Source organism: Bacillus sp. CH30_1T, assembly GCF_008364765.1.
Classification (GTDB): domain Bacteria; phylum Bacillota; class Bacilli; order Bacillales; family Bacillaceae_B; genus Rossellomorea.
The window spans coordinates 25,950-50,079 of the sequence record NZ_VTUY01000016.1; the positions used below are offsets into that span (position 1 = coordinate 25,950).

The window sequence follows — 24,130 nt, forward strand, 5'->3', positions numbered from 1 at the left end:
CACAATAATTAGTTTATTCCTTAAGAGTTTAGTCTAAACCTATTTTAAATATTTTTATCACAATTTTTTATTATAGTATAATCGGACAAGTTTGACCACTATAAAAACTTAATTTTTGAAACCTTTGATTGTTTCCGTTTAGATTCACCAAAAAAGAATGATCTTTTCCCTATTATTCAGGGAAAAGATCATTCTTTTTTAAAAGTTAATTGCTTGAGTGCTGATAGATATTCGTAATGACATTGGCTGTTTCTTCAACGGCTTTGTTCGTTACGTCAATCACATGGCAACCAATACGATTCGTTATTTTCTCGAAATATTTCAGCTCATCTTCAATGCGTTGAATATTTGCATAGCTTGCCTGATCATTCAACCCCAGAGACTTTAATCTTTCTCTGCGAATCGTATTCAACTTCTCAGGACTAATCTTTAATCCGAAGCACTTCTTCGGAGAAACCATAAATAATTCCTCTGGTGGATCGACTTCCGGTACTAGTGGTACATTGGCCACCTTAATCCTCTTCAGTGCAAGATATTGCGATAATGGCGTCTTTGAAGTTCTGGAAACACCTACAAGCACAATATCCGCTCTAAGGATGCCGCGGGGATCCCTCCCATCATCGTACTTGACGGCAAACTCTATCGCTTCCACTTTCTTGAAGTAATCATCATCCAGCTTTCTTACCGTTCCCGGTTCGAACAACGGCTCCTTTTGATAAGCTGATTGATATTTATCCATTAATGGACCGATAATATCAAATGCGTACAATTCTTCTCTTTCAGCTTCTTTTTTAATATATGCACGCATATCCGGCTTTACAAGAGTATACACGATCAGTCCCTGGTTTAATTTCGCCAGGGAAATCACTTCATCGATATGCTCTAAGTCCTCTACATACGGAAAGCGTTTAATGACCGTATTGGAACCATTGAATTGGCTAATCGCCGCTTTTGTGACTAGTTCAGCAGTTTCACCCACCGAGTCGGATACAACATAGATGATCGGTTCTTTCACGATCGTTCACCACCTTCTAATATTCATCTGCTAACGCTACAAATGCTTTCGTGATATTGGTTTTCGTAATTCTGCCTATGACCTCTAAATCGCCTTTTTCTGTTTTCTTAATCACCGGAACAGAGTCGATTTGCTTATGAATCAAGTCTTTGGCCACACCTATTAGCTGGTCATCCTTTTCACAGACCGTAATATTAGGCATTCTCGTCATAATGATATTCACCGGCAAGGTACTAAGTTCTTGTTTCCCGATGCTCGCCCTTAATAGATCCTTACGGGACAGGACGCCAACTAAGTACGTATTCCCATCCACTACAAACAATGTTCCTACGTCCTCCAGAAACATTGTAACAATGGCATCATACACGGAAACATTTTCGTTTACCACTACTGGAATCGATTGATAATCTTTAACATATATTTTGTTAAGGTTTTCTGTCAACAGCTGCGTTCCTGTTTTCCCTGTATAGAAATATCCCACTCTGGGGCGGGCATCCAGGTAACCCGCCATGGTTAAAATGGCTAGATCAGGCCTGAGAGTCGCCCTGGTCAAGTTTAATTGATCGGCGATTTGTTCACCAGTGATAGGTCCGTTGTCTTTAACTATTTGTAAGATATGTTCTTGACGCTTATTAAGTTCGATTGTTACTCACCACCTAACGGACAAACGATTTATGTTATACTTTATATTAAATATTATATACTATTTAAAGAAAATGAAAAGAGCATATTATCATTCAATTGTGTCAAGACTATATTTTAAATTTCACCTAACACAGATTATCTTTTTTTGATACAAACTTCAAATCTTTTCCCTTCTACTGATCAGTAGTTGTTTTTATTTCTTTATCATGATAAAATGTCTTCATCTTATAATCAATAATGCTATGACGGATCAATAAGTACTTGCTGCACTCAAGCGACCAGGGACGGTGAAAGCCTGGAAAGCAGGGAAACGGCAATCCCGAGCTATTTTACATTTAAAAGTGGGTATACATGCATGATGTATATCAACTAGGGTGGAACCGCGAGTATCAAGCTCGTCCCTAGGCTATATGCCTAGGGACGAGCTTTTTTATTTTATTACATACATGATGAAAAGGAGTGACTTTTATGTCAATGGAACAAGTAGTAAATTTAGCGAAGCATCGCGGATTTGTTTTCCCAGGTTCTGAAATCTATGGAGGACTTGCTAACACGTGGGATTACGGTCCACTAGGTGTAGAGTTAAAAAACAATATTAAAAAAGCATGGTGGAAAAAATTCGTTCAGGAATCCCCTTACAATGTGGGTCTTGATGCAAGTATCTTAATGAATCCGCAAACTTGGGTAGCTTCTGGTCATGTTGGAAACTTCAACGATCCAATGATCGACTGTAAGCAATGTAAGACACGCCATCGTGCAGACAAAATCATTGAAAATGCCCTTGAAGAAAAAGGTATCGAGATGATAGTGGATGGACTTTCGTTTGAAAAAATGGAAGAAATCATTAATGAGCACAGTATTGTGTGCCCTGATTGCGGAAGCCAGGATTTCACCGATATCCGTCAATTCGACTTAATGTTTAAGACTCATCAAGGTGTGACAGAATCTTCTACAAATGAAATCTATTTACGCCCAGAAACAGCTCAAGGTATATTTGTTAACTTCAAGAATGTTCAGCGCTCCATGCGTAAGAAAATGCCATTCGGTATTGCTCAAGTCGGAAAAAGCTTCCGAAATGAAATTACACCTGGTAACTTCACATTCAGAACACGAGAATTTGAACAAATGGAACTGGAATTCTTCTGTAAACCTGGAGAAGACCTGGAATGGTTCTCTTACTGGCGTGAATTCTGTAAAAACTGGTTACTAAACCTTGGAATGAACGAAGATAATATGCGTTTACGGGATCATGATCAAGACGAATTATCTCATTACAGTAATGCAACTACGGATATTGAGTACAAATTCCCATTCGGTTGGGGAGAGCTTTGGGGTGTAGCAGATCGAACTGACTTTGACCTGAAGCGTCATATGGAACATTCGAATGAGGACTTCCACTACATGGATCCTCAAACAAATGAAAAGTATGTACCATACTGTATTGAACCATCTCTTGGTGCAGACCGTGTCACTCTTGCATTCCTATGTGACGCTTTCGAAGAAGAGGAGCTAGAAAATGATTCACGCACAGTGCTCCGTTTCCATCCGGCACTGGCTCCATTCAAAGCAGCGGTCCTGCCGCTTTCTAAGAAGTTATCAGATGATGCCTTTAAGGTGTATGAAGAATTATCACATGATCTTATGATAGACTTCGACGAAACAGCATCAATCGGTAAACGCTACCGTCGTCAAGATGAAATCGGTACACCATTCTGTATCACATTTGACTTCGACTCGGTGGAAGATAGCCAAGTGACAGTCCGTGACCGTGACACAATGGACCAAGTCAGAATGCCAATCAGCGAAGTAAAGGCGTTCTTGCAGGAGAAAATTAAATTTTAAAACCATAATAAAAAACAGGCCCATTCACCATGGTGAATGGGCCCTTTCTATATAATCACAAGCAGCATTATAAGCTAGAATAAATCCTTCATGTTATCCATTTGGTCTAGGAACCTCCTGGATTTTAATGTTAAACCTGAATTTTCATCGTAATAAGTCCTGATTACCCGCTTCAATTGACGTTTTGTTTCATCTTTCACCGATATATTTCCCAATCGATTGATATCGAAATAGTAAAATACCCTCAGAAGCTTCACAGTGCTCTGCGAGATCGGAAAATGATGAGGATCTTCACTTAAACAACGATGACAGATGAATCCATTTTCTTTAAATGAGAAAGCGAATTCACCATCCGCTTCCCCGCATACACTACATCCATTCAAATGAGGATACAACCCTAATACAGGGAGCATCTTCATTTCAAAAATGTGCATAAGAATTTCGGGATCATAGTCTTCATTTAAATAGTGAATGGTCTTGTAAAGCAATTCAAATAGAAATGGGTTCGGTTTCCGGTCCTCCGTCGCTTTGTCGAGAAGATCGACGATGTAAGTGGCATAAGCCGTCTTAAACAAATCTTCCCTCACATGCCTTAACGATTCAACCATCTCTCCCTGTTGGAGTGTACCTAACCCACTTCCTTTAATAAAAAGGAAATAACCATATGTAAACAATTGTGAAATGGCGGATAGACGGCTATTAGGTTTCTTTGCCCCTCTAGCCATCAATCCTATCTTTCCGAATTCTCGTGTGTATATGGTAACAATCTTGTTTGACTCACCGTAATGATTCGTTCTGATAACGATTCCTTCACACTTCTGCAGCATATAGCCACCTCCCGACATCAATGCATCCGGGTGATGACAAGCTTATCACGTTAAAGGAAAATCAACTTCCGCTGTTTCTTCTTCAAAGCTGTAAGGATCTTCGATCGTCTCCTTTTCAAGCTCCTTAAAAAGTAAATAGGTGTCTATACTTCCTGTCTGCGAAAAAAATTTCCATGTTAAGTCTAACATAAAAAACCCACCTTTCTGGATTTAAACTAGCAAGACTTCATAAGCTTTCTTGTGATTAGAATGAGCATTTTCTCTCTAAAAGATGCGGCCTAAATATTGTTAATTCTGCTATCAATATTCGTCGTCACTGAATCCAAAGTCACGCAGGGTAGAAGATCGGTTTCTCCAATCCTTCTGTACCTTCACCCATAGTTCAAGATAAACCTTTGATCCCAACAGGTTCTCAATGTCTACACGAGAACGCTTACCTACTTCCTTTAGCATCGACCCCTGTTTTCCGATGACAATCCCTTTTTGCGAGTCTCTCTCCACAATAATGGTTGCGATCACGTCAATAAGGTCCTTCTCTTGCTTTCGCTCCATTTTATCGATCACGACTGCAATGCTGTGGGGAATCTCTTCCCTTGTCAGGTGCAGGACCTTCTCACGTATGAGTTCTGAAACGATAAAACGTTCAGGATGGTCTGTAATCTGATCAGCAGGATAAAATTGAGGTCCTTCTGGCAGTTGGTCCTTTAATAATTGTAGAAGGTTATCTACATTATTTCCTTCAAGTGCTGAAATCGGAACAGTCGCCGCGAAAGGAAACAGGTCATTGTATTGTTGAATCATCGGCAATAACGCATCAGGGTGGATTTGATCAATCTTATTAAGAATAAGGAAAACAGGTGTTTTGACCCCTTTTAACTTCTCGATGATGAAGTGATCTCCTTTTCCCAACCCTTCTTCTACGTTGACCATAAACAAAATGACGTCCACTTCTTTTAAAGTGTTCTGAGCAATCTTCATCATGAAGTCTCCCAGTTTATGTTTCGGTTTGTGTATCCCTGGAGTATCGATGAATATCATTTGTGCATCATCTGTCGTGAAAACTCCTTGAACTTTGTTTCGTGTTGTTTGAGGCTTATCACTCATAATCGCAATCTTTTGACCGATTACACGGTTCAAGAAAGTGGACTTCCCTACATTTGGCCGTCCGATGATGGAGATAAAGCCTGATTTGTATTCTGTATTACTGCCTTTATTACTCATTTAAATCCTCCGGTGAAAAAGCTCCTGGTAATAGTTCTGCAACGGTTAGTTCTTCCACATCGCCTTTAAGGTTTGTCAGTACGACTTTCATCTCTTTCGGACATAACTCTGAAATGACCTGACGACAGGCTCCACATGGCGGCACCGGTCTTGCCGTGTCTGCTACAACCGCAATCATTGAATAGTCTGTATCGCCTTCTGAGTATGCTTTGAATAGAGCTGTTCTTTCAGCACAATTACACATACTGTAGGCTGCATTCTCGATATTACAACCGTGATATACCTTACCATCCTTGGACAGAAGGGCCGCTCCAACCTTAAATTTACTATAGGGTACGTATGCTTTTTCTCTCGCTAGTTTAGCTTCTTGTATCAATTGTTCTGCATTCATTAGTTTAACTCTCCTTTTAACCTTTACAAATTCATTTTACTACAATTTTCATAAAAGAAAATGGGCTGTTATCATTTTGTAATAAAATAGTTAGATAATTCAAACTATTTATCAATTTTGTCCTTTGCTCCACTTATTCTATACAAGTATAAGAACGTTTTCAAATGTATTAAAGGCTACGGGAAAGAAATCGTTTAATTTCTCTCCTGCAGCCTTTGTTTTTCAGGTATTCGTATCTTCTTTGCATGCCATCAAAGAGCAGTGATGAGTTCAAGCAGCTTTGGAATGAATATAATGGCACCAACAATCGCTGTACACACAGCAAAGAGCAGGACGGCAGCTGAAGCAAGGTCCTTTGCCGCTTTCGCCAAGGGATGGTAGTCTGAAATTGAAAGGTCCACTGCCTTTTCGATCGCCGTATTCATGGTTTCAAGTGCCAGTACGGAAAACACCAATATAATCAGGATGATCCATTCCATGGCAGATACGGAAAGCAAATACGCTAAGATAAAAACGATTACCCCTACACATGAATGAATCCTGAAATTCTGCTCCGTTGCCCAAACAGATTTAATCCCTTCTGCCGCATATCCAAAAGACTTCAAGAACCTGAATAGGCCGAACTTAGTCCCTTTTGAGTCCATACTCATTTAAAATATCCTTTTGTCTCTGAAACATTTTCTTTTCTTCCGTTTCTTCCATATGATCATAGCCCAATAAATGCAGGAATCCGTGAAGAGCAAGAAAACCCAGTTCACGGGAAAATGAATGATTATACTCTTCCGCCTGCTCTTTCGCACGATCGATGGAGATGATGATATCACCAAGAACTCGTGGAATTTGACCACCGACAATTTCGACTTCGTCCTCTCCAAGTTCTTCAAGAGCGAAAGAAATAACATCTGTCGGCTGGTCCTTATGGCGATATTCCCGGTTGATTTCTTGAATTCTCCCGTTCGTCACAAACGTAACCGACACTTCGCTGTCATCCTCGACCTCTTCCTTTTGTGCCGCAAAGTTCAAGATGTTTTTCACCAAATTTGTTTCTTCTGCGGATAATTTTTCAGTTTCATCAATAAAGTCGATCAATAATGTCATGCTTCTTCTCCTTTTGCTTTAAGTTCCGGATATTCTATTCTCGGATGAAAGATTCCATTTAACGTTTCACAAAGTGACTTCTTTACTGTTTCTAACTGCTTTAATGAAATATCGCATTCGTTAAACTGACCATCCTGCAGACGGTCTTGTACTATGGAATGAACGAGCTGTTGAATCTCTCCCTGCGTTGGAGATTTCTTGGATCTGACAGCCGCTTCTACACTATCCGCAATGCTAATAATGGCCGCTTCCCTTGTTTGTGGTTTAGGACCGGGATATCGATAATCTTCTTCCTTAACATCTTTCCCTTGTTCCTTTGCCTTATAATAAAAAAATTTCAACAAGGTTGTCCCATGATGTTGCTCGGCAATATCGACGATTTCCTTTGGAAGCTTATGCTTCCGAAGCATGTCAGCACCATCTGAAGCATGACTTATAATAACATCCCTGCTCGTCTCAGGCGAGACCCGGTCGTGAGGATTTTCCATATTAAGCTGATTTTCAATGAAAAAGTGTGGCCTCTTTGACTTTCCGACATCATGATAATAGCAGCCAACTCTCGCTAATAATCCGTTTGCACCAATGGATTCACATGCAGATTCTGCAAGATTCGCTACCATGACACTGTGATGATATGTACCAGGTGCATCGGTTAGCAGCTTCTTTAATAATGGTTGTGTAGGGCTTGAAAGCTCCACAAGCCTCATGGAAGAAAGTATGCCAAACCCTGCCTCGAAAAACGGCAGAAAACCGATTGTTAATATAGAGGAACTGATTCCTGATACCAGGGCAAACACGAGATAATACACATATTCACTGTTTGAATAAGAGGTTCCGCTTAATAGAATCAAAAAACCGAGGATCAAAATATTCACAAGAGCTACGTAAATCCCCGCCCTTAATATATTGGAGCGCTGATTACGGTTCACAAGGAAAAGAATCCCGGATACACCACTGAATAGCGTATAAATCGCGATTTCAATATCGATTGATCCTGAGAACTGCTGATGAAATACGATACTCGAGCACGCAGAAAGGATAAACACCATCATCATTGCGATCCGTTCATTCAGTAGGATCCTAAGTATCATCCCGGTGAACGCTGCAGGGAATATGAAGGCTATATCATTGATTTCCAGCTGCTCTATGAGTCCCACAATCTTCATGATTAAGAGTGATATCACAAACACGATGCTCGTGAGGATTAAATAATTTTGTTTTCGTTCCTCGGTTACTTCCAATGTGTAGAAGAAATAATACAGTGAACTGATCACCACAAGCACAAAGAGCGCCAATCCGATGTATGGCCGGAAGGAGAACGTATTTTCCACCATTCCCAACGACTTCAGGATACTGTATTTTTTTGTGGTGATCAGTTCCCCATCTTCCACGATGACGCCGCCTTCGATAATTTCGACCTTCTGTACATTTGCCTCGGCAAGTTTTTTTAATTCATCCGTTTTTTCAGCATCATAGTAAAGTGTCGGCTCCAGAGCAACTTTCCCCAATTTGACGGCAGCACTGGATAAATCACCTTCGAACGAATAGTTGGTGATCCGCTGTTCTAAGTTCAATTTCGCTTCGTTTAGTTCTTCCTCTTTCACCCCGTTTTCCATGATGATTTTCATCTGTGTGGAAACGATGGTTTCTACCCGCGACAAGTCATCTTCTGAAGCCACCAGGAGTATCTTTAACACGTCATCACTTAAACTGTTGGTTATATTATTATTTTTATCCTTAGGCAATTTTGCTTTCAGAAGTTTCAGTTGCTCACTAATTTCGGTATTTTGGGAAGGCTTTAGATCCTCTTCTTCACCTGCCTGTGCTGAAGATTCTTTCTTCACTTCATTTACACTTTCCATCAGTGAGCGAAGAAGGGATATGGAGTTGTCGACCGCTCCTTCTTTCGTGGTATAGACATTCGCTACTTCAGCCTTTGCTTCTTCCTTTTTCTTCTCGGTAGCCTCATCATCTACGAATTTCTTAGGAGCCCTAATCGTTGTAGGAGCTTCTTCATACAAATTAATATCCAGGGTTTTCGGTTTTACATTCCCATATAAAACTCCGAAAACAATAATGCCAAGTAACACAAATAAGAGATTAGTAAATAGTCGGTAGCTAAGAAAGCTCCTTATTTTGAGTAATATTGGGTGCGTTTGCATAAAGAACCCCCTGTTATGTAAGTACAATTCCAACCAGTTCAAGGTAAAGAGCTTACAGAAAAGCACGAGAAAAAAATAATCTAGCAATTATGTAAAATGATAACAGTTTTCCACTTAATTATCCATGTTAAACCTTATAAAAAAAGATTGACCCCTGCATGTTCCGCCTGTACTAACAGATAGCATGAACACATTGGATCAACCTCTTTATTGTACTACTTTTCGATTGTTTCATAGGCATCAATTATTTTAGCGACTAACGGGTGACGAACCACATCCGCTTGATCAAGATAAATAAACGATACTCCTCTTACATCTTTTAATATTCTTTCAGAAGAAATCAATCCTGATTCACTTCCTCTAGGCAGGTCCACTTGAGAGCGATCTCCTGTAATAATCATCTTCGAATCAAAGCCAAGTCTGGTTAAAAACATTTTCATCTGTGCTTTCGTTGTGTTTTGGGCCTCATCGAGGATAACGAACGCATCATCCAGTGTACGACCTCTCATATAAGCAAGAGGAGCGATTTCGATGGTTCCCCTTTCAATTAACCGAGCTGTATGTTCAGCCCCCAACACATCATGCAGAGCGTCATATAAAGGACGTAGATAAGGGTCTACCTTTTCCTTCAGGTCACCCGGAAGGAAACCGAGACTCTCTCCTGCTTCAACAGCAGGCCTTGTGAGAATAATTTTCTTTACCTGTCCGTTTTTCAACGCATGTACCGCCATCACCACAGCAAGATAGGTTTTCCCCGTACCTGCCGGACCAATCCCAAACACCATATCGTGTTTTTTGATAGCCTGAATGTATTGGCGCTGCCCAAGGGTTTTCACCCTGATGGATTTACCTTTTGCATTTTTCGTAATTTCTTCATTGTACAAGTCTGTAAAGTATTCAAGTGTCCCTTGCTTGCCCATTTCCAGTGCATAATGGACATCTCTTTGGCCAATATTGATCCCTTTACGTATCACAGCTACGAGTCGATCTGAAACATCTAGAGCGAGACTTACATCTTCTTCCTTACCTGAAACCAGCAATTCTTCGCCTCTTGTTACAATCGAAACGTGTAATTCCTGTTCTATTAATTTAAGGTGAGAATCTGAAACACCAAACAAAGCGATGGCTTCATTAGGGTTTTCAAGTTGTAATTTCATTAAGATTTCATCTGACATTCGTTAGTCTCCTTGAATAATTGGTTGTCCTACTGCAATGTTTTCTAATACTTTGAAGTGAATTGTTACCCTAACTTTACCATTCTCAACCTTTTCTTGCAAAATTTTTTCCCCTATAACTTCTGCATCCTCAGGGAGGGTAGATTCCAAATTACTCTTGGCCAGTTTCTTCGCCGCATCGATGGCTTCTGATTTCGTATAAGTTCTCTCTACATCCTCTTTTTCTTTAAAGCTTTTATCAATATAATATATTGGCAGTTCCCATTTCAAGAAACGGACATTCTTTTTGTTCTCTTCTACGATGGACTCCTTATACTCAACTTTACCGAATCCCCAAATCGGAATATTGAAAGAACCGACTCCTACATAATGTTTTCTTTTTTCATTGCCGCTAAAAACCACAAACTGGGACTTCAACGGTAGATCAACGTTAGATTTATACCATGTTTCCCCCAGGATTTTCGCTTTGGCCGGGACCCCTTTAGGATCTTTTTCATTCCCGATCAAACCGGATACAAGGAGCTGACCTTTGTTCACATAGTCATTGACGTTCACCTGGGGATCTCCTTCTTCTACGAACATTTGAGTGATGATCGCTTTCTTCTTCGCTACAATATGCTGCAGACCAGAGGATTCAGAAGGCTCAGGGGCGTTCTTCTCAACCACTTGAAAGTGATAGGTTGTCCCTTGCAATTCCACCCCTACCCACGTAATATTGTTCATTCTGTAGGATAGCTCCCGTTGGATATTTTCCACATCCGGCAGGGAAAATTGGAGCTTCCCTTTCGACACTCCCATCTCTTCCAGCTCTTTTCTGATACTGTGCTCCGTTTGGGGTGATGCTCCTTTAATTTTGATGTCCCAAACCATATTGGAAAGCAGAAACACGATGACGAAGAAAGCAAGTCCTCCTATCATGAACCCTGAGTTCTTCAGGGATCGCTTAAACAGAAATGGAACTCCCTGACCTCTTAGAAATGTCACTTTACACTCGGATGTTCGAACAGCTCTTCGGAAGTTATGTACATCGTCTAAGGATAAGTAAAAGGTGATGGTTTCCGTTCCAGCTCTCTTCACATTCCAAATCGTGATTCCCGCCCGAAGCAATTGATTGATGACCCTCTCAACTAGTCTGCCTTCCATTTTCACAAATACCTTTCCCCTGAGAAAGGTGAACCATTGATTCTTCAAATCCGTCCCTCCTATTGTTCTAAATAGATCACTTCTACGATCTTCCCCTGAAGAAGAATTTCTTCCGGAAGAATCATCTTGATAACAAATTGTTCACCTTTTATTAAAAGTTGACCTTGTTTTAGCAGAAGTCGTACCTCTCGATCTGTGAACGTTAACAGACCCCGATGGTTTTCTATATAGATATGAATTTGTCCAATCATTGTGACGCGAGGAAGGTCCATCATGACATCTTCAGGTAAATCCATTTTTTGTGTCATCCATTTACGCATGTGTTGTAAAAAGCTTTTTGCCATAAAAAAAGAACCCCCTTTCATCTCATATTTATGAAATGAAAAGGGGTTTCATCACTCTTATTTTTGATGATGGCGTTTTTTTGATCTCGGAGGTCCGAATACCTCTGAAAAAATAAATCCTTTTACGATATCATCTTCATTTTTGAAATCAATGTTGAGAGTTGAACTTTTATCCCGTATCTTCTTTGCCCTGGTTTGATGAGCTTCCAGTCTGCGGGAATAACGCTCTTCTTTTTTTTGCAAGTCTATATAAGTTGATTCTGCTTCCTTCTTCTTTTCTTCAAATCGACTTTGAATGGAAGATGCTGCGTCTTTCAATGGTTCTTTATATTCTCTTGGCACTCTGCTCCGTGCCGGTCTCTCCCTTTCTCTTCCTCTCTCACGAGGTTCTGAAGGAGGGGGAGATGCCGTTTGAATCGGTTTTTGCCTTACCGGTTTATTTGAAGGCGACTCTTTCACTTTATTGAAAATCGACGTGATGAGCCCGATCAGTATGGCAATGATTAAAGGTTCCATGGAGAAAACTCCTTTCTCACAAGGGGAAATTACTTATCTTTAGAATTTTTCGGATCATTTTTATCCCCGGTTAGTTTCCCGATCGAATCTCTCATTTCCGTATCGGCGTCGATATTCTTTAAGTTCATATAGTCCATCACACCGATATTGCCTGATCGCAGCGCTTCAGCCATAGCAAGAGGTACTTCTGCTTCTGCTTCCACAACCTTCGCTCTCATTTCTTCTACTCTTGCTTTCATTTCCTGCTCATTGGCAACGGCCATTGCTCTTCTTTCTTCCGCTTTCGCTTGTGCAATATTTTTATCAGCTTCCGCTTGTTCTGTTTGCAGTTCCGCTCCGATATTCTTACCGATATCAACGTCTGCGATATCAATCGAGAGAATTTCAAATGCCGTACCTGCATCCAGGCCTTTCGAAAGGACCGTTTGAGAAATCAGATCCGGATTTTCCAATACCTTCTTGTGATTGTCGGATGAACCGATTGTGGATACAATCCCTTCCCCTACACGGGCAACGATCGTTTCTTCCCCGGCACCCCCGACAAGGCGGTCAATATTCGCACGAACCGTAATACGCGCTTTGGCTTTCACTTCAATTCCATCCATTGCAACACCGGCAATAAATGGTGTTTCGATCACTTTAGGGTTAACACTCATTTGAACCGCTTCAAGTACGTCACGGCCAGCAAGGTCAATCGCTGCACAACGCTCAAAGGTCAGTTCAATATTTGCACGATGAGCTGCAATCAGTGCATTGACCACTCTGTCTACGTTACCACCAGCTAAATAGTGACTCTCCAGCTGATTGATCGTTACCGTGATTCCTGCTTTATGGGCTTTAATCAATGGATTGATCACACGACTCGGGATAACACGTCTCAACCTCATCCCCACTAGTGTGAAAATACTGATTCTTACTCCAGCTGCAATCGCTGAAATCCACAGCATGACTGGTACAAATGTAAATAAAACTGCTAATACAATTACTCCCACCACAATGGCAACGAGTAATAAAATCGTACTTGGTCCTATAACCATATTCTTTTCCTCCTAAGTAATTATGAAATGTCTCTTACAACAATCCGTGAACCTTCTACTTTCACAATCTTAACTCTTTCGCCTGCTTTAATAAAGCCACCCTCTGTCACTGCATCAATTCTTTCATCATCCACGATCACGGTACCGGAAGGTCTTAAAGGTGTTTTGGTTACCCCTTCTTTACCGATCAACTCTATTCGATTGATGTTTGATACATATCCACTTTCTGTGCTTGTTGAATCTTTTAAAATGATTTTGTTGAAAAATTTCATTTTTTTACCAAACACCTTTACAAATATAATCATTGTCGCAACGGCAATAAGTAAAGCGATAAGAAGAGAAATTCCCATTTGCACTACATCGCCCCCTGCCAACATAATACTTGCGAGTATTGCCCCGATGCCAAGTCCGCCTGCAATGCCCCCCGGGAGGAAAAATTCCGCAACGACAAGAGCGATTCCAATGATAAAGAGGATGATGGTTTCGTAACCGGCAAGTCCCGCCACTAAGTGTCCATAAAAGAATAATACAAGTGAAATCAACCCGATAGAACCGGCAATGCCAAAGCCTGGTGAATACAATTCGACAATCAACCCTAGGCTTGCCAACGAAAGAAGGATCGGTACCACGACCGGATTGGTTATAAATCGTGCCAGCTTCTCTGCAAAGGTCTCTTCAACATTTACAACAGAAGATTTATCGACACCGAGGGTTTCGTATAACTTATCCAGATTCGCAACGGTTCCTTCAGAGTAGCCCACTTGCTTGGCTTCTTTTGAACCCAGTGTTAATAATTCCCCTTTTTCAATCCCCAATTCTTCGATTACTACCGATTCATCCGCCATAGCTAAAGCAACTTGAGGATCTCTCCCATTTGATTCTGCGGCACTCTTCATGGCAGAAAGCCAGTAACTCTGAGCTTTCTTATCAGCGGCATTGCCAGCTTGATCGATCACAGCCGCAGAACCGATTTGACCATTTGGAACCATATAGATCTCATCTGCATGAAGGGAGATGAAGGCACCTGCCGATAAAGCATGATTATTCACAAAGGCAACCGTCTTTGTTTCTACGCTGTCAAGGAGCTGACCAATATCACCAGCTGCAGTGACCAGACCTCCAGGCGTATCAATATCAAAAACAATCAGTTCAGCATTATCTTCCTCTGCATCACTTATCGCTCTCTCCAGAAATGCATGAAGGCCTTTTTCAACTTCTTTGTGAATAGGAATAACGTATACTTTTTTTGTATTCTCAGCAGAGCTTAACAAGGGCTGTAGAAAACTAAACCCAAGAATCATCATGAAAAATATAAGTAGACCTTTTTTCAACGCAACCCCCTCGTTTCAGGAAATATTCCTTGATACTCTATGTACGATTGACCTATTAAAATAGTTTCAACTTTTTTTAAAATATTATGTTGTTGGCGTGGAATTTATTAATATAGTAAAAAACTTGAAAAAGAAGGATGTTTTTGATGGGCTGATCCTGGGTATAACGTTTCTTTACTTTTTATTATCAACTTGCTCAAGCTTATTTTCAACCTTCAAACTATAATTTTACCTTTCCCCAACTTATTTTTAACCTCCCCCTACATGGCACCACCCCTTATTAACGCGAATAAAAAAACCGGAAAGCATTATGGCTTTCCGGTCTCTTTAATCTTATGATAAATGTTGAAGAACAAGTTTGTTGACGAGAGCTCCATCGGCTTTCCCTTTTAATTTAGGCATGATTGCTCCCATCACTTTGCCCATGTCGGCTTTAGAAGTAGCACCTACCTCCGCTACTGTCTGTTGGACAATAGCAGAGACTTCTTCTTCTGAAAGCTGCTTCGGCATATATATTTCGACGTAAGTCAGTTCTGTTTGAATTTTTCCAACGAGGTCTTCGCGACCAGCGTTTTGAAATTCCTGGAGGGAGTCTTTCCGTTGCTTCACTTCTCGAGAAAGGACAGTCAACTCTTCGTCTTCAGAGAGTTCCTGCTTCCCATGTTTAATCGCTTCATTTTGAAGTGAAGCTTTAAGCATGCGAATAACAGAAAGCTTCTCTTTTTCTTTATTTTTCATCGCTTGTTTCATATCATCATTTAAACGATTGAGAAGACTCATGCTTACACCCTCTCTTAGAACTTACGTTTTCTTGCAGCTTCTGATTTCTTTTTGCGTTTTACGCTTGGCTTTTCATAAAATTCGCGCTTTCTAAACTCTTGTAAAGTTCCTGTTTTAGAAACTGAGCGTTTGAAGCGACGAAGAGCATCTTCAAGCGATTCGTTTTTACGAACAACTGTTTTTGACATCTCTCTTTCCCTCCCTCCGAACACACTACACTTACATGTTCAAGTCAAGAAATGGTTTGTACCAATTTCTTAAGACGCAGAGTTTTCTGGCGTCCTTTACTTCACCAATAGGTTATGGCTTTGCCCTTGGATCATAGTCACAAGGGGACAGAAAGTGTATGTCTTTCTTGGATGAATTCTTTATTATTTAAAAGAAATCCATGTACTTTGCCATTATAATATATGATATGTAATAGGTCAACAATTTATCATAAAACACCTTATATAAATAGGCATGTCTCACTCATTTCTTCCATACATTTGTATAAAGCAGGCTGGTGTGTGGGAGGAATGTAATGATTTTACATGGAATCGCCTTTATTTTTTTTATTTTATGTTTTTTACTGGGGATGACCTGGCTGCGGTCTGGGCTCTTTAATATTGCCAATCAGAAAATAAAGAAATGGCTTCATTACTTAACGAGCACTCCCACAAAGGGTGTTCTTACAGGAACGATAGTGACAGCCTTTATCCATAGCAGTTCTGCCGTTATGGTACTCACTGTGGGACTGGCTTCCTCCGGCTTGATACCGTTCAGACAGACTATCGGAATCATGCTTGGATCGAATATCGGGACAACGTTCACCCTTGAAATGTTCACACTGGATATGAATTATCTTATTGTCCCTTCCATGATCATCGGATGCATTATGTATTTCTTCCGATCACCTTCCATCCGAAGTGCGGGAATGATATTTATTGGGTTTGGATTAATCTTTACGTCGATCCGCGCGATTCAGTGGTTAGCTACTCCATTAACGAATCACGAATCCTTGCGTATGTATATCATAGAAGTGAACGAGCATGTTGTACTCGCTCTACTTATTGGTTGTGTATTAACGGCGATCATTCAATCCAGCACCGTTGTGACAGGAGTGACGATGGGATTTCTGGCTGCAGGTTCCATTGATCTTCATGCTGGAATCACCATTATGCTCGGTGCAAACGTCGGGACATGTATTACAGCCTTTATTGCAAGCATCGGTGGAGGCACTCAAGCGAAACTGACGGCGTACGCACACATATGGCTTAACGTTATTGGTGTCGCTCTTTTTATCCCTTTCATCCCATTACTCGGATTGGTGGTTCGATCTTTAGCAGGCTCACCAGATTTACAATTAGCCCACGCCAGTGTCCTATTTAACATTTTATGCTCGATCCTTGTGTTGCCATTTGCGAATCAATTCGCCCGATTTATTGAAAGAATTCACCAGCCAAAAAAAAGCTGAACAAGGACCGAGATCCTCGTTCAGCTTTTTTCTTTTTAATAATCAGAGTCACTTGTCAAGCCTTGTACGATTTTCACACCTGAGCTTGCTCCCAAGCGAGTAGCTCCAGCATCAATCATTGCTTGTGCATCTTCAGAAGAACGTACGCCACCTGAAGCTTTTACACCGATATCAGGTCCAACTGTTTTTCTCATAAGAGCGATATCTTCAACAGTCGCTCCCCCAGTAGAGAATCCTGTTGATGTTTTCACATAATCTGCTCCAGCTTCTACAGCTAATTGGCAAGCTATCACTTTTTCTTCATCCGTCAGCAAGCACGTTTCAATGATTACTTTTGAAAGTGCTTTACCTTTAGATGCTGCCACAACAGCTTCAATATCGCGTTTAACCAACTCATGATCGCCACTTTTCAAAGCGCCGATATTGATGACCATATCAACTTCTGTAGCACCTTTTTCGATTGCATCTTTTGTTTCGAATGCTTTCGTTTCTGGAGTAGAAGCTCCTAGTGGGAACCCGATAACCGTACACACTTTTACTTCAGTGCCTGATAATAATTCGCTTGAATATTGAACCCATGCCGGGTTAACGCACACAGAAGCAAAGTTAAATTCTTTCGCTTCCTGGCAAAGTACTTCTACTTGGTCTTTCGTTGATTCAGGTTTAAGTAAAGTATGATCAATCATACTTGCAATATTCGTAGTCATTCATTATCTCTCCTTTTAACAGTTGTCCGTACCTCTCTTATCATAACAAAACAGAGAGAAAAAGACGAGCATTTCTTATTAGCATCTCCAAAAAAAGAAAACCTTTTCATTTTTCACAAGAAAATAAAAACAACCCCGGTATTCAATACCAGGGTTGCAATCTTCATTATATTAATCGGTACACTCTCGCCTCGTATGGCTTAAGAGTTAACTTGCTTACATTTTCATGGCCGTTTACATCATAGTTATTCAACAGGAGATTAGATGAGCAGACTTCCAATTCACCAAGGTGACAAATGGCATCCTGCGTGGAAAGATTTGTGATCACTATCATGGATTGATCTTCTCCTGTTCGGGTATACGCATAGATTTGCTTGTCTTTTTCAAGAAGCAGGTCATAGATCCCGTACGTGAAGACATCTTCCTTTTTCTTTAATTGAATCATTTTTTTATAGAAGTTCAGAATTGAGTTTTCATCCTTCTCCTGAGCTTTTACGTTGATCGTTTTATAGTTTGGATTCACTTTCATCCAAGGTTTGCCGTTTGTAAATCCACTGTTTACTTCATCAGTCCATTGCATCGGTGTTCTGCTGTTGTCTCGGGAAGAAGCCCAGATGATGTCCATGATGTCTTGGTGAGGTACTCCCTCTTCACGCTTTAGACGGTATAGATTCTTGACCGCTACATCATCATAATCTTCAATGGAAGGAAATTGAACATTTGTCATACCGATTTCCTGTCCTTGATAAATAAAAGGAGTCCCCTGCATTAAGAAGTACATGGTCGCCATGGCAGTGGCACTTTCTCTCCAATATTCTTTATCATTCCCCCAAGTGGATACAACTCGTGGTTTATCATGGTTTTCGATGAATAGGGCATTCCAGCCGTTGCCTTCAAGGCCTTTCTGCCAGCGAGTGAGCACCTTCTTCAATTCGACGATATCAAGGTCAGGGTTGGTTTCGGCGTCCCAGAGACCTAGATGTTCGAATTGGAAAATCATATCCATCTTACCCTTTTCTTTTCCAACCCACAATTCCGCTTCATCGGCTTTTACACCATTCGCTTCCCCAACGGACATAACATCATAGTTTGCATACGTCCGATCCTTGAATTCTTGCAGAAACGTATGAATCCCTTTTTGATTCATATGCATATCGAAAGAAGAAACATACTTTTCCTTTTTCGAATTTGGCATATCAGGAAGACCCGGACGTTTTTTAATATGGCTGATGGCATCGATTCTGAAGCCATCAATTCCTTTATCAAGCCACCAGTTTACTGTGTCATAAAGAGCGTCGCGAACTTCTTCATTTTCCCAGTTCAAATCCGGCTGCTTTGTAGAGAATACGTGAAGGAAATATTGATCTGTTTCTTCGTCATACTCCCAGGCCGATCCTCCAAAGATGCTTTCCCAGTTATTTGGCTCCTTGCCTTTTACGCCATCTCTCCAAATATACCAGTCACGCTTTGGGTTTTCTTTAGAGCTCTTAGACTCAATGAACCAAGGGTGCTCGTCACTTGTATGATTAAGTACAAGGTCAATGATCAGTTTCATATCTCGCTTGTGAACCTCATTAAGTAACTGATCGAAGTCCTCCATCGTACCGAAGTCTTCCATAATATCCTGATAATCAGAAATATCATATCCATTATCATCATTAGGTGATTTATACATTGGACAAATCCAAATCACATCGATACCCAGTTCATTAATATAATCCAACCGTTGAATCACGCCCTGCAAGTCACCAATTCCGTCGCCGTTTGAATCCTGAAAACTCCTGGGATAGATTTGATAGCCTACCGCTTCTTTACGCCATGCCTTTTTCATCGTAACACCTCATCAAAGTATAGTAAGATACAAACGCTTACATTTAATGCAATCGTTTGCACTATTAGTTTTAAAAAAAGACCTGTTTCATTCATTATATTGACATTAATAGTTTACAACCTTCTTCTTCACTTATCAATAGATAAATTGATTCTAATCAAAAAAAAAGAAAGTGGTTACAAAGTATTATTGTGCAAAAACAAAAAAAGCACCCAACAATTGTCAGGTGCCTTGATCTATTAAATTGCGGCTTTTTCTTCTGTTTCTTCAAGGACACGTACGAATTGGCCTTCGTTTAGAGGATAACCTGCTTTTGTGATCTTCACTTTCACCAGTTTCCCCACCATATCTTCCGTTGCAGGGAATACCACTTTCAAGTAATTATCCGTATATCCAACATAAAGATCATCTTGGTAAATTTCTTCAGGGATCACTTCTAATACTTCATTTTCAAACTGAGAAGCGTATTCTTTCGCTAATTGGTTAGAAAGTTCAATTAAACGATGAACTCGTTCGTTCTTGATATCTTCATCGATTTGGTCGTCCATACGTGCTGCAGGTGTACCTGTTCGCTTTGAATAAGGGAACACGTGAAGCTCCGAGAATTTATGTTCATTGATGAAATTATATGTTTCCATAAATTCTTCTTCCGTTTCACCAGGGAAACCGACAATGACATCAGACGTAACGGCAAGTCCCGGTAAAGCCTTCTTAAGCTTATCCAAGCGCTCTGCAAAGAATTCCATCGTATATTTTCTGCGCATTCTCTTAAGAACCGTATTGGATCCTGATTGAAGTGGAATGTGTAAGTGTCTGACAACAATATTTGATTGATCGATAACTTCAATGACTTCATCCGTCAGTTGACTGGCTTCGATGGAAGAGATACGAATTCTCTTTAGACCCTTCACTTTTTGCTCCAAATCTTTAAGAAGCATGGCAAGGTTGTAGTCTTTCATGTCCTCTCCATATCCACCTGTGTGAATTCCTGTCAGGACAATCTCTTTATAGCCGGCATCTACAAGCTGTTGAGCTTGATGAATGACTTCTTCAGGATCACGGGACCTCATCAGTCCACGGGCCCATGGAATAATGCAGAATGTACAGAAGTTATTGCACCCTTCCTGGATTTTAAGAGAAGCACGGGTACGATCCGTAAATGCCGGAACATCCAGCTCTTCGTAGACACGATTCTTCATAATGTTTGTAACGCCATTGATTGGTTGGCGTTCTTGTTTATATTCATCAATGTATGTTAGCATTTTTCTTCGGTCCTGCGTCCCAACCACGACGTCAACGCCCGGTATCGCCATAATTTCAGCAGGGGATGTTTGAGCGTAGCATCCTGTTACACAAATCACTCCATCAGGATTCTTACGGATGGCACGACGAATGACCTGTCTGCTTTTCTTATCTCCTGTATTCGTTACCGTGCACGTGTTAATGACATATACGTCTGCAATCGAATCATATTCTACACGTTCATATCCTTCTTCTTTAAATAGTTGCCAAATGGCTTCTGTTTCGTAGTGGTTCACTTTACACCCTAGAGTGTGAAACGCTACTGATGGCATTACAATCACCTCATAAGTTCTAATTGATAGCTGATGGCTGAGAGGACATACAATGGAGCAGTCTCCGTCCGTAAGATTCTTGGGCCAAGACCACATGGAATAAATCCCTCGCTCTTGCACATCTCTACTTCTTTTTCTGTCAATCCACCTTCAGGACCGAATACGACAAGGACACTTTGTCCATTTTCGATCGTCGATAACACCTTTGAAAGATTTCCTTTTTCTCCGGCTCTTGCTTCTTCTTCATATGCGATCAGTTTGTAATCAAACTGTGCCTGTATTAATTGTTTCAATGAAATGGGGGCAGATACGTCGGGAACAAGGAGTCTATGAGACTGTTCCGCTGCTTCTTTGACGATTTTCTCCCATCGTTCCACCTTTTTCTTTGCTTTTTTATCGTCCCACTTCACAATGGAGCGATCCGCATTAAAAGGGATAAATTGAGTGGCTCCAAGCTCTGTTCCCTTTTGGAAAATCAACTCCAATTTATCCCCTTTCGGCAGTCCGCTCGCAATGGTTACTTTAATTGGTAATTCTTTCGTCGTTGTTTCCCATTTTACTATTGATAGTTCTACTGAGTCACTGGAAATCGTTTCAATACGGGCAATTGCTGATGCTTGATCTTTAAAAACAGCATAGACTTCATCATCTTCCTTCATTCTCATGACACGAACGATATGATGATAGTCATCCCCTGTTATCGTAATCGGATCATTTTCTCGATATGTGTGATTTATAAAATATCGTTGCATACAGTTTCAACTCCACCGTTTTTACTTAAATTCACATAGGCTTCTTGGCAATAATAGCGACCCAGTCCTCCATGACCATAATTTCTTCTATTATAAACCCGGCAGACTCCAATGCATCACGTACTTCCTGCTTCTTAGGCTGGATAATCCCAGAGGTGATAAAAAATCCGCCCGGTTTCACAAGTTCGAAGGCATCCTCTGTAAAGCGTAAAATGATTTCAGCCAGAATGTTCGCTACAATCACATCCGCTTGCCCTGTCACGCCATTTAATAAATTATTCGCGTCAACCGTTACAGTTTGTTGAACTTTGTTCAGCTTCACATTCAGTCTCGCTGAACGAACAGCCACTTCATCTAGGTCATACGCTCTTACATGATCTGCTGCTAACTGTGCAGCAGCAATGGATAATACACCTGAACCTGTTCCTACATCGATGACCGTATCGTGTTCTTTAACGATTCGCTCAAGGGCCTGGATACACATGACCGTTGTAGGATGAGTTCCTGTCCCGAACGCCATGCCTGGATCCAGTTCAATGATGAGTTCGTCACTATGAACCGGTGTATAGTCTTCCCAAGTAGGGACAATCGTAAATTTATCTGAGATTTTCACAGGATGGTAGTATTTCTTCCACGCTGTCGCCCATTCTTCCTCATTTACTTCTGAAATCTCCACTTTGTTTTCACCAATGTCGATATCATAGGTAACCAGGTTCGTAATGCCCTGCTTGATCTCGTCAACTGTTTCACCAAGAAAGCTATTTACGGGTAAATACGCTTTGACTAAGACACCTTCACTCGGATAATCATCAGGATTGAGTTGGTAGATCTCTCCAAACATATCTTCTCTTTCCTTAATTAATTCGGCAGGGTCTTCAATGACCACACCGCTTGCTCCAGATTCATGAAGAATGTTTGAAATAGGTTCAATCGCTTCATTCGTAGTAAGAATACTGATTTCTGACCATTTCATTGATCTACCAACTCCGTTCTTTAGTTATTCGCCTTTAAAGGCTTTTTTTACTTTATCAAAAAAGCTTTCATGCTGTTCGTCTGGTATCTGTCCGCTAATATCCGCAAATTCTCTTAATAGTTGCTTTTGCTTATCCGTTAATTTAGAAGGGGTAACCACCTTCACCTGAACATGCTGATCACCTGTACCGTATCCACGTACATTCGGTACTCCTTTACCTTTCAAACGGAATCTCGTGCTTGTTTGAGTTCCTGCAGGCACTTTCAGCTTTACTTTCCCGTGCAGGGTCGGCACTTCAATTTCATCACCTAATGCCGCTTGTGCAAACGTCACTGGCATTTCACAATAGATATCATCTCCGTTACGCTCAAAGAAATCATGTGAGCGAACGTGGAAGACAACGTACAAGTCACCGGCAGGTCCTCCATTTATACCTGGTTCACCTTGACCAGTCACACGCAGCTGCTGTCCATCATCGATACCAGCCGGGATTTTAACAGAGATTTTACGGCGCTTCTGTACTTTTCCGGCTCCACCACAAGTTGAACATTTCTCCTTGATTTGTTTTCCTGTACCGTTACAGTAATGACAAACCCGTCTGTTCACTATGCGGCCAAAAGGTGTATTCTGTTCCACATTCAATTGACCCGATCCATTACAGTGAGAACATGTATTGACCTTTGTTCCCGGCTTCGCGCCTGAGCCATGGCAGGTGTCACATTCTTCTTCTCTCGGAATCTCGATTTCTGTGTCTTTCCCAAAGACCGCTTCTTCAAATGTCAGTGACATCGTGTACTGGAGATCGGCACCTTGTCTAGGTGCATTCGGATCTCTTCTGCGTCCTCCGCCGCCACCGAAGAATGTATTAAAGATGTCTTCGAAACCACCGAAACCTCCACCGCCAAAGTCAGCGCCGCCGCCAAATCCCTGGTTAGGGTCAGTATGTCCGAAACGATCATATTGAGCACGCTTTTGATCATCACTCAATACTTCATAGGCTTCTGATATTTCTTTGAATTTTTCATCCGCATCCGCTTCTTTATTAATATCCGGATGATATTTTTTGGAGAGCTTGCGGTATGCTTTCTTCATTTCGTCTTTTGAGGCATCTTTTCCGACACCAAGAATCTCATAATAGTCCCGTTTACTCATTAAAACACCACTCCCGAATCCTTTGCATAAAGGTTATTTTAACATTGAGCTTTGACTATTATCAATAAAAACTCAACATTCCTTCTAATTGATTGTGTCTGTTAGATGAATGAATCACCTTCTATTTCTTTCAATCATAGAAAAAGTCAAAGCCAAGA

Annotated in this window: 25 protein-coding genes; 2 read left to right on the forward strand and 23 right to left on the reverse strand. The window is 40.8% G+C overall.

What is annotated here, in order from left to right; translation table 11 throughout:
* Positions 1-205 precede the first annotated feature (205 nt).
* Together F0342_RS22430 and ccpN are read right to left on the reverse strand one after the other, a co-directional pair.
* Positions 206-1,018, reverse strand: coding sequence for a pyruvate, water dikinase regulatory protein (locus tag F0342_RS22430; RefSeq protein WP_113970612.1), 813 nt, complete (start codon positions 1,016-1,018; stop codon positions 206-208).
* A 13-nt stretch (positions 1,019-1,031) separates the two neighbouring features.
* A complete protein-coding gene (ccpN, locus tag F0342_RS22435) occupies positions 1,032-1,658 on the reverse strand; it encodes a transcriptional regulator CcpN (RefSeq protein ID WP_149158020.1) in 627 nt (208 codons plus the stop codon).
* A 470-nt stretch (positions 1,659-2,128) separates the two neighbouring features.
* On the opposite strand from ccpN, the gene F0342_RS22440 reads away from it, so the two are divergent.
* Positions 2,129-3,502, forward strand: coding sequence for a glycine--tRNA ligase (locus F0342_RS22440; RefSeq protein ID WP_149158021.1), 1,374 nt, complete (start codon positions 2,129-2,131; stop codon positions 3,500-3,502).
* Positions 3,503-3,576: 74 nt separating this feature from the next.
* On the opposite strand, the gene recO is transcribed toward F0342_RS22440, so the two are convergent.
* From recO to rpsU, 15 genes are all read right to left on the reverse strand, one after another.
* Positions 3,577-4,329, reverse strand: coding sequence for a DNA repair protein RecO (recO, locus tag F0342_RS22445; protein ID WP_148969716.1), 753 nt, complete (start codon positions 4,327-4,329; stop codon positions 3,577-3,579).
* Between the two features lie 45 nt (positions 4,330-4,374).
* Positions 4,375-4,518 carry a YqzL family protein gene (locus F0342_RS22450; protein WP_098353091.1) on the reverse strand — a complete coding sequence of 48 codons (144 nt, stop codon included), beginning with the start codon at positions 4,516-4,518 and terminating at the stop codon, positions 4,375-4,377.
* A gap of 111 nt (positions 4,519-4,629) precedes the next feature.
* Positions 4,630-5,550, reverse strand: a complete 921-nt coding sequence (gene era, locus F0342_RS22455; RefSeq protein WP_149158022.1) for a GTPase Era — start codon at positions 5,548-5,550, stop codon at positions 4,630-4,632.
* A complete protein-coding gene (locus tag F0342_RS22460; RefSeq protein ID WP_034757514.1) occupies positions 5,543-5,941 on the reverse strand; it encodes a cytidine deaminase in 399 nt (132 codons plus the stop codon). Before F0342_RS22460 ends, era begins: the two co-directional genes overlap by 8 nt.
* Positions 5,942-6,192: 251 nt before the next feature.
* On the reverse strand, positions 6,193-6,546 hold the full coding sequence (locus tag F0342_RS22465; RefSeq protein WP_188048667.1) for a diacylglycerol kinase family protein: 354 nt from the start codon (positions 6,544-6,546) through the stop codon (positions 6,193-6,195).
* Positions 6,547-6,565: 19 nt separating this feature from the next.
* Positions 6,566-7,039, reverse strand: coding sequence for an rRNA maturation RNase YbeY (ybeY, locus tag F0342_RS22470; protein WP_149158024.1), 474 nt, complete (start codon positions 7,037-7,039; stop codon positions 6,566-6,568).
* Positions 7,036-9,201 (reverse strand): HD family phosphohydrolase, encoded by a 2,166-nt coding sequence (locus tag F0342_RS22475; RefSeq protein ID WP_149158025.1) that lies wholly within the window; start codon positions 9,199-9,201, stop codon positions 7,036-7,038. The genes ybeY and F0342_RS22475 overlap by 4 nt, the downstream gene beginning before the upstream one ends.
* A 215-nt stretch (positions 9,202-9,416) precedes the next feature.
* On the reverse strand, positions 9,417-10,376 hold the full coding sequence (locus F0342_RS22480) for a PhoH family protein (RefSeq protein WP_149158026.1): 960 nt from the start codon (positions 10,374-10,376) through the stop codon (positions 9,417-9,419).
* A 3-nt stretch (positions 10,377-10,379) separates the two neighbouring features.
* On the reverse strand, positions 10,380-11,567 hold the full coding sequence (yqfD, locus tag F0342_RS22485) for a sporulation protein YqfD (protein WP_149158027.1): 1,188 nt from the start codon (positions 11,565-11,567) through the stop codon (positions 10,380-10,382).
* 11 nt (positions 11,568-11,578) lie between these two features.
* Complete coding sequence (gene yqfC, locus F0342_RS22490; RefSeq protein ID WP_148969724.1) at positions 11,579-11,863, reverse strand: sporulation protein YqfC; 285 nt, start codon at positions 11,861-11,863, stop codon at positions 11,579-11,581.
* Positions 11,864-11,920: 57 nt separating this feature from the next.
* Positions 11,921-12,379 (reverse strand): hypothetical protein, encoded by a 459-nt coding sequence (locus F0342_RS22495; protein WP_149158028.1) that lies wholly within the window; start codon positions 12,377-12,379, stop codon positions 11,921-11,923.
* 29 nt (positions 12,380-12,408) lie between these two features.
* A complete protein-coding gene (floA, locus tag F0342_RS22500) occupies positions 12,409-13,410 on the reverse strand; it encodes a flotillin-like protein FloA (protein ID WP_149158058.1) in 1,002 nt (333 codons plus the stop codon).
* A gap of 26 nt (positions 13,411-13,436) precedes the next feature.
* On the reverse strand, positions 13,437-14,747 hold the full coding sequence (locus F0342_RS22505; protein ID WP_149158029.1) for an NfeD family protein: 1,311 nt from the start codon (positions 14,745-14,747) through the stop codon (positions 13,437-13,439).
* 333 nt (positions 14,748-15,080) lie between these two features.
* Complete coding sequence (locus tag F0342_RS22510; protein WP_149158030.1) at positions 15,081-15,527, reverse strand: GatB/YqeY domain-containing protein; 447 nt, start codon at positions 15,525-15,527, stop codon at positions 15,081-15,083.
* A 14-nt stretch (positions 15,528-15,541) separates the two neighbouring features.
* Positions 15,542-15,715, reverse strand: coding sequence for a 30S ribosomal protein S21 (rpsU, locus tag F0342_RS22515; protein WP_032087602.1), 174 nt, complete (start codon positions 15,713-15,715; stop codon positions 15,542-15,544).
* Positions 15,716-16,050: 335 nt separating this feature from the next.
* Between rpsU and F0342_RS22520 the strand changes: the two genes are divergently transcribed.
* Positions 16,051-16,983 carry a Na/Pi symporter gene (locus F0342_RS22520; RefSeq protein ID WP_149158031.1) on the forward strand — a complete coding sequence of 311 codons (933 nt, stop codon included), beginning with the start codon at positions 16,051-16,053 and terminating at the stop codon, positions 16,981-16,983.
* A gap of 35 nt (positions 16,984-17,018) precedes the next feature.
* Here the strand turns inward: F0342_RS22520 and deoC are convergent, their stop codons facing one another.
* From deoC to dnaJ, 6 genes are all read right to left on the reverse strand, one after another.
* Positions 17,019-17,690 carry a deoxyribose-phosphate aldolase gene (gene deoC / locus F0342_RS22525; RefSeq protein WP_149158032.1) on the reverse strand — a complete coding sequence of 224 codons (672 nt, stop codon included), beginning with the start codon at positions 17,688-17,690 and terminating at the stop codon, positions 17,019-17,021.
* Between the two features lie 166 nt (positions 17,691-17,856).
* Complete coding sequence (locus tag F0342_RS22530; RefSeq protein ID WP_149158033.1) at positions 17,857-19,521, reverse strand: glycoside hydrolase family 13 protein; 1,665 nt, start codon at positions 19,519-19,521, stop codon at positions 17,857-17,859.
* 239 nt (positions 19,522-19,760) lie between these two features.
* Positions 19,761-21,095, reverse strand: a complete 1,335-nt coding sequence (mtaB, locus tag F0342_RS22535) for a tRNA (N(6)-L-threonylcarbamoyladenosine(37)-C(2))-methylthiotransferase MtaB (protein WP_149158034.1) — start codon at positions 21,093-21,095, stop codon at positions 19,761-19,763.
* A 5-nt stretch (positions 21,096-21,100) separates the two neighbouring features.
* A complete protein-coding gene (locus F0342_RS22540) occupies positions 21,101-21,847 on the reverse strand; it encodes a 16S rRNA (uracil(1498)-N(3))-methyltransferase (RefSeq protein WP_149158035.1) in 747 nt (248 codons plus the stop codon).
* A 31-nt stretch (positions 21,848-21,878) separates the two neighbouring features.
* A complete protein-coding gene (gene prmA, locus F0342_RS22545) occupies positions 21,879-22,820 on the reverse strand; it encodes a 50S ribosomal protein L11 methyltransferase (RefSeq protein WP_149158036.1) in 942 nt (313 codons plus the stop codon).
* 24 nt (positions 22,821-22,844) lie between these two features.
* Entirely contained in the window at positions 22,845-23,972 is a 1,128-nt protein-coding gene (gene dnaJ, locus F0342_RS22550; protein ID WP_149158037.1) for a molecular chaperone DnaJ, read from the reverse strand.
* Positions 23,973-24,130: the final 158 nt, after the last annotated feature.

Excerpts from the sequence above, each read along its gene's own strand:
- F0342_RS22440 (WP_149158021.1), top strand. The coding sequence starts at position 2,129 with ATGTCAATGGAACAAGTAGTAAATTTAGCGAAGCATCGCGGATTTGTT.
- recO (WP_148969716.1), bottom strand. The coding sequence starts at position 4,329 with ATGCTGCAGAAGTGTGAAGGAATCGTTATCAGAACGAATCATTACGGT.
- F0342_RS22450 (WP_098353091.1), bottom strand. The coding sequence starts at position 4,518 with ATGTTAGACTTAACATGGAAATTTTTTTCGCAGACAGGAAGTATAGAC.
- era (WP_149158022.1), bottom strand. The coding sequence starts at position 5,550 with ATGAGTAATAAAGGCAGTAATACAGAATACAAATCAGGCTTTATCTCC.
- F0342_RS22460 (WP_034757514.1), bottom strand. The coding sequence starts at position 5,941 with ATGAATGCAGAACAATTGATACAAGAAGCTAAACTAGCGAGAGAAAAA.
- ybeY (WP_149158024.1), bottom strand. The coding sequence starts at position 7,039 with ATGACATTATTGATCGACTTTATTGATGAAACTGAAAAATTATCCGCA.
- F0342_RS22475 (WP_149158025.1), bottom strand. The coding sequence starts at position 9,201 with ATGCAAACGCACCCAATATTACTCAAAATAAGGAGCTTTCTTAGCTAC.
- F0342_RS22480 (WP_149158026.1), bottom strand. The coding sequence starts at position 10,376 with ATGTCAGATGAAATCTTAATGAAATTACAACTTGAAAACCCTAATGAA.
- yqfC (WP_148969724.1), bottom strand. The coding sequence starts at position 11,863 with ATGGCAAAAAGCTTTTTACAACACATGCGTAAATGGATGACACAAAAA.
- F0342_RS22495 (WP_149158028.1), bottom strand. The coding sequence starts at position 12,379 with ATGGAACCTTTAATCATTGCCATACTGATCGGGCTCATCACGTCGATT.
- F0342_RS22510 (WP_149158030.1), bottom strand. The coding sequence starts at position 15,527 with ATGAGTCTTCTCAATCGTTTAAATGATGATATGAAACAAGCGATGAAA.
- rpsU (WP_032087602.1), bottom strand. The coding sequence starts at position 15,715 with ATGTCAAAAACAGTTGTTCGTAAAAACGAATCGCTTGAAGATGCTCTT.
- F0342_RS22520 (WP_149158031.1), top strand. The coding sequence starts at position 16,051 with ATGATTTTACATGGAATCGCCTTTATTTTTTTTATTTTATGTTTTTTA.
- deoC (WP_149158032.1), bottom strand. The coding sequence starts at position 17,690 with ATGACTACGAATATTGCAAGTATGATTGATCATACTTTACTTAAACCT.
- F0342_RS22530 (WP_149158033.1), bottom strand. The coding sequence starts at position 19,521 with ATGAAAAAGGCATGGCGTAAAGAAGCGGTAGGCTATCAAATCTATCCC.
- mtaB (WP_149158034.1), bottom strand. The coding sequence starts at position 21,095 with ATGCCATCAGTAGCGTTTCACACTCTAGGGTGTAAAGTGAACCACTAC.
- F0342_RS22540 (WP_149158035.1), bottom strand. The coding sequence starts at position 21,847 with ATGCAACGATATTTTATAAATCACACATATCGAGAAAATGATCCGATT.
- prmA (WP_149158036.1), bottom strand. The coding sequence starts at position 22,820 with ATGAAATGGTCAGAAATCAGTATTCTTACTACGAATGAAGCGATTGAA.
- dnaJ (WP_149158037.1), bottom strand. The coding sequence starts at position 23,972 with ATGAGTAAACGGGACTATTATGAGATTCTTGGTGTCGGAAAAGATGCC.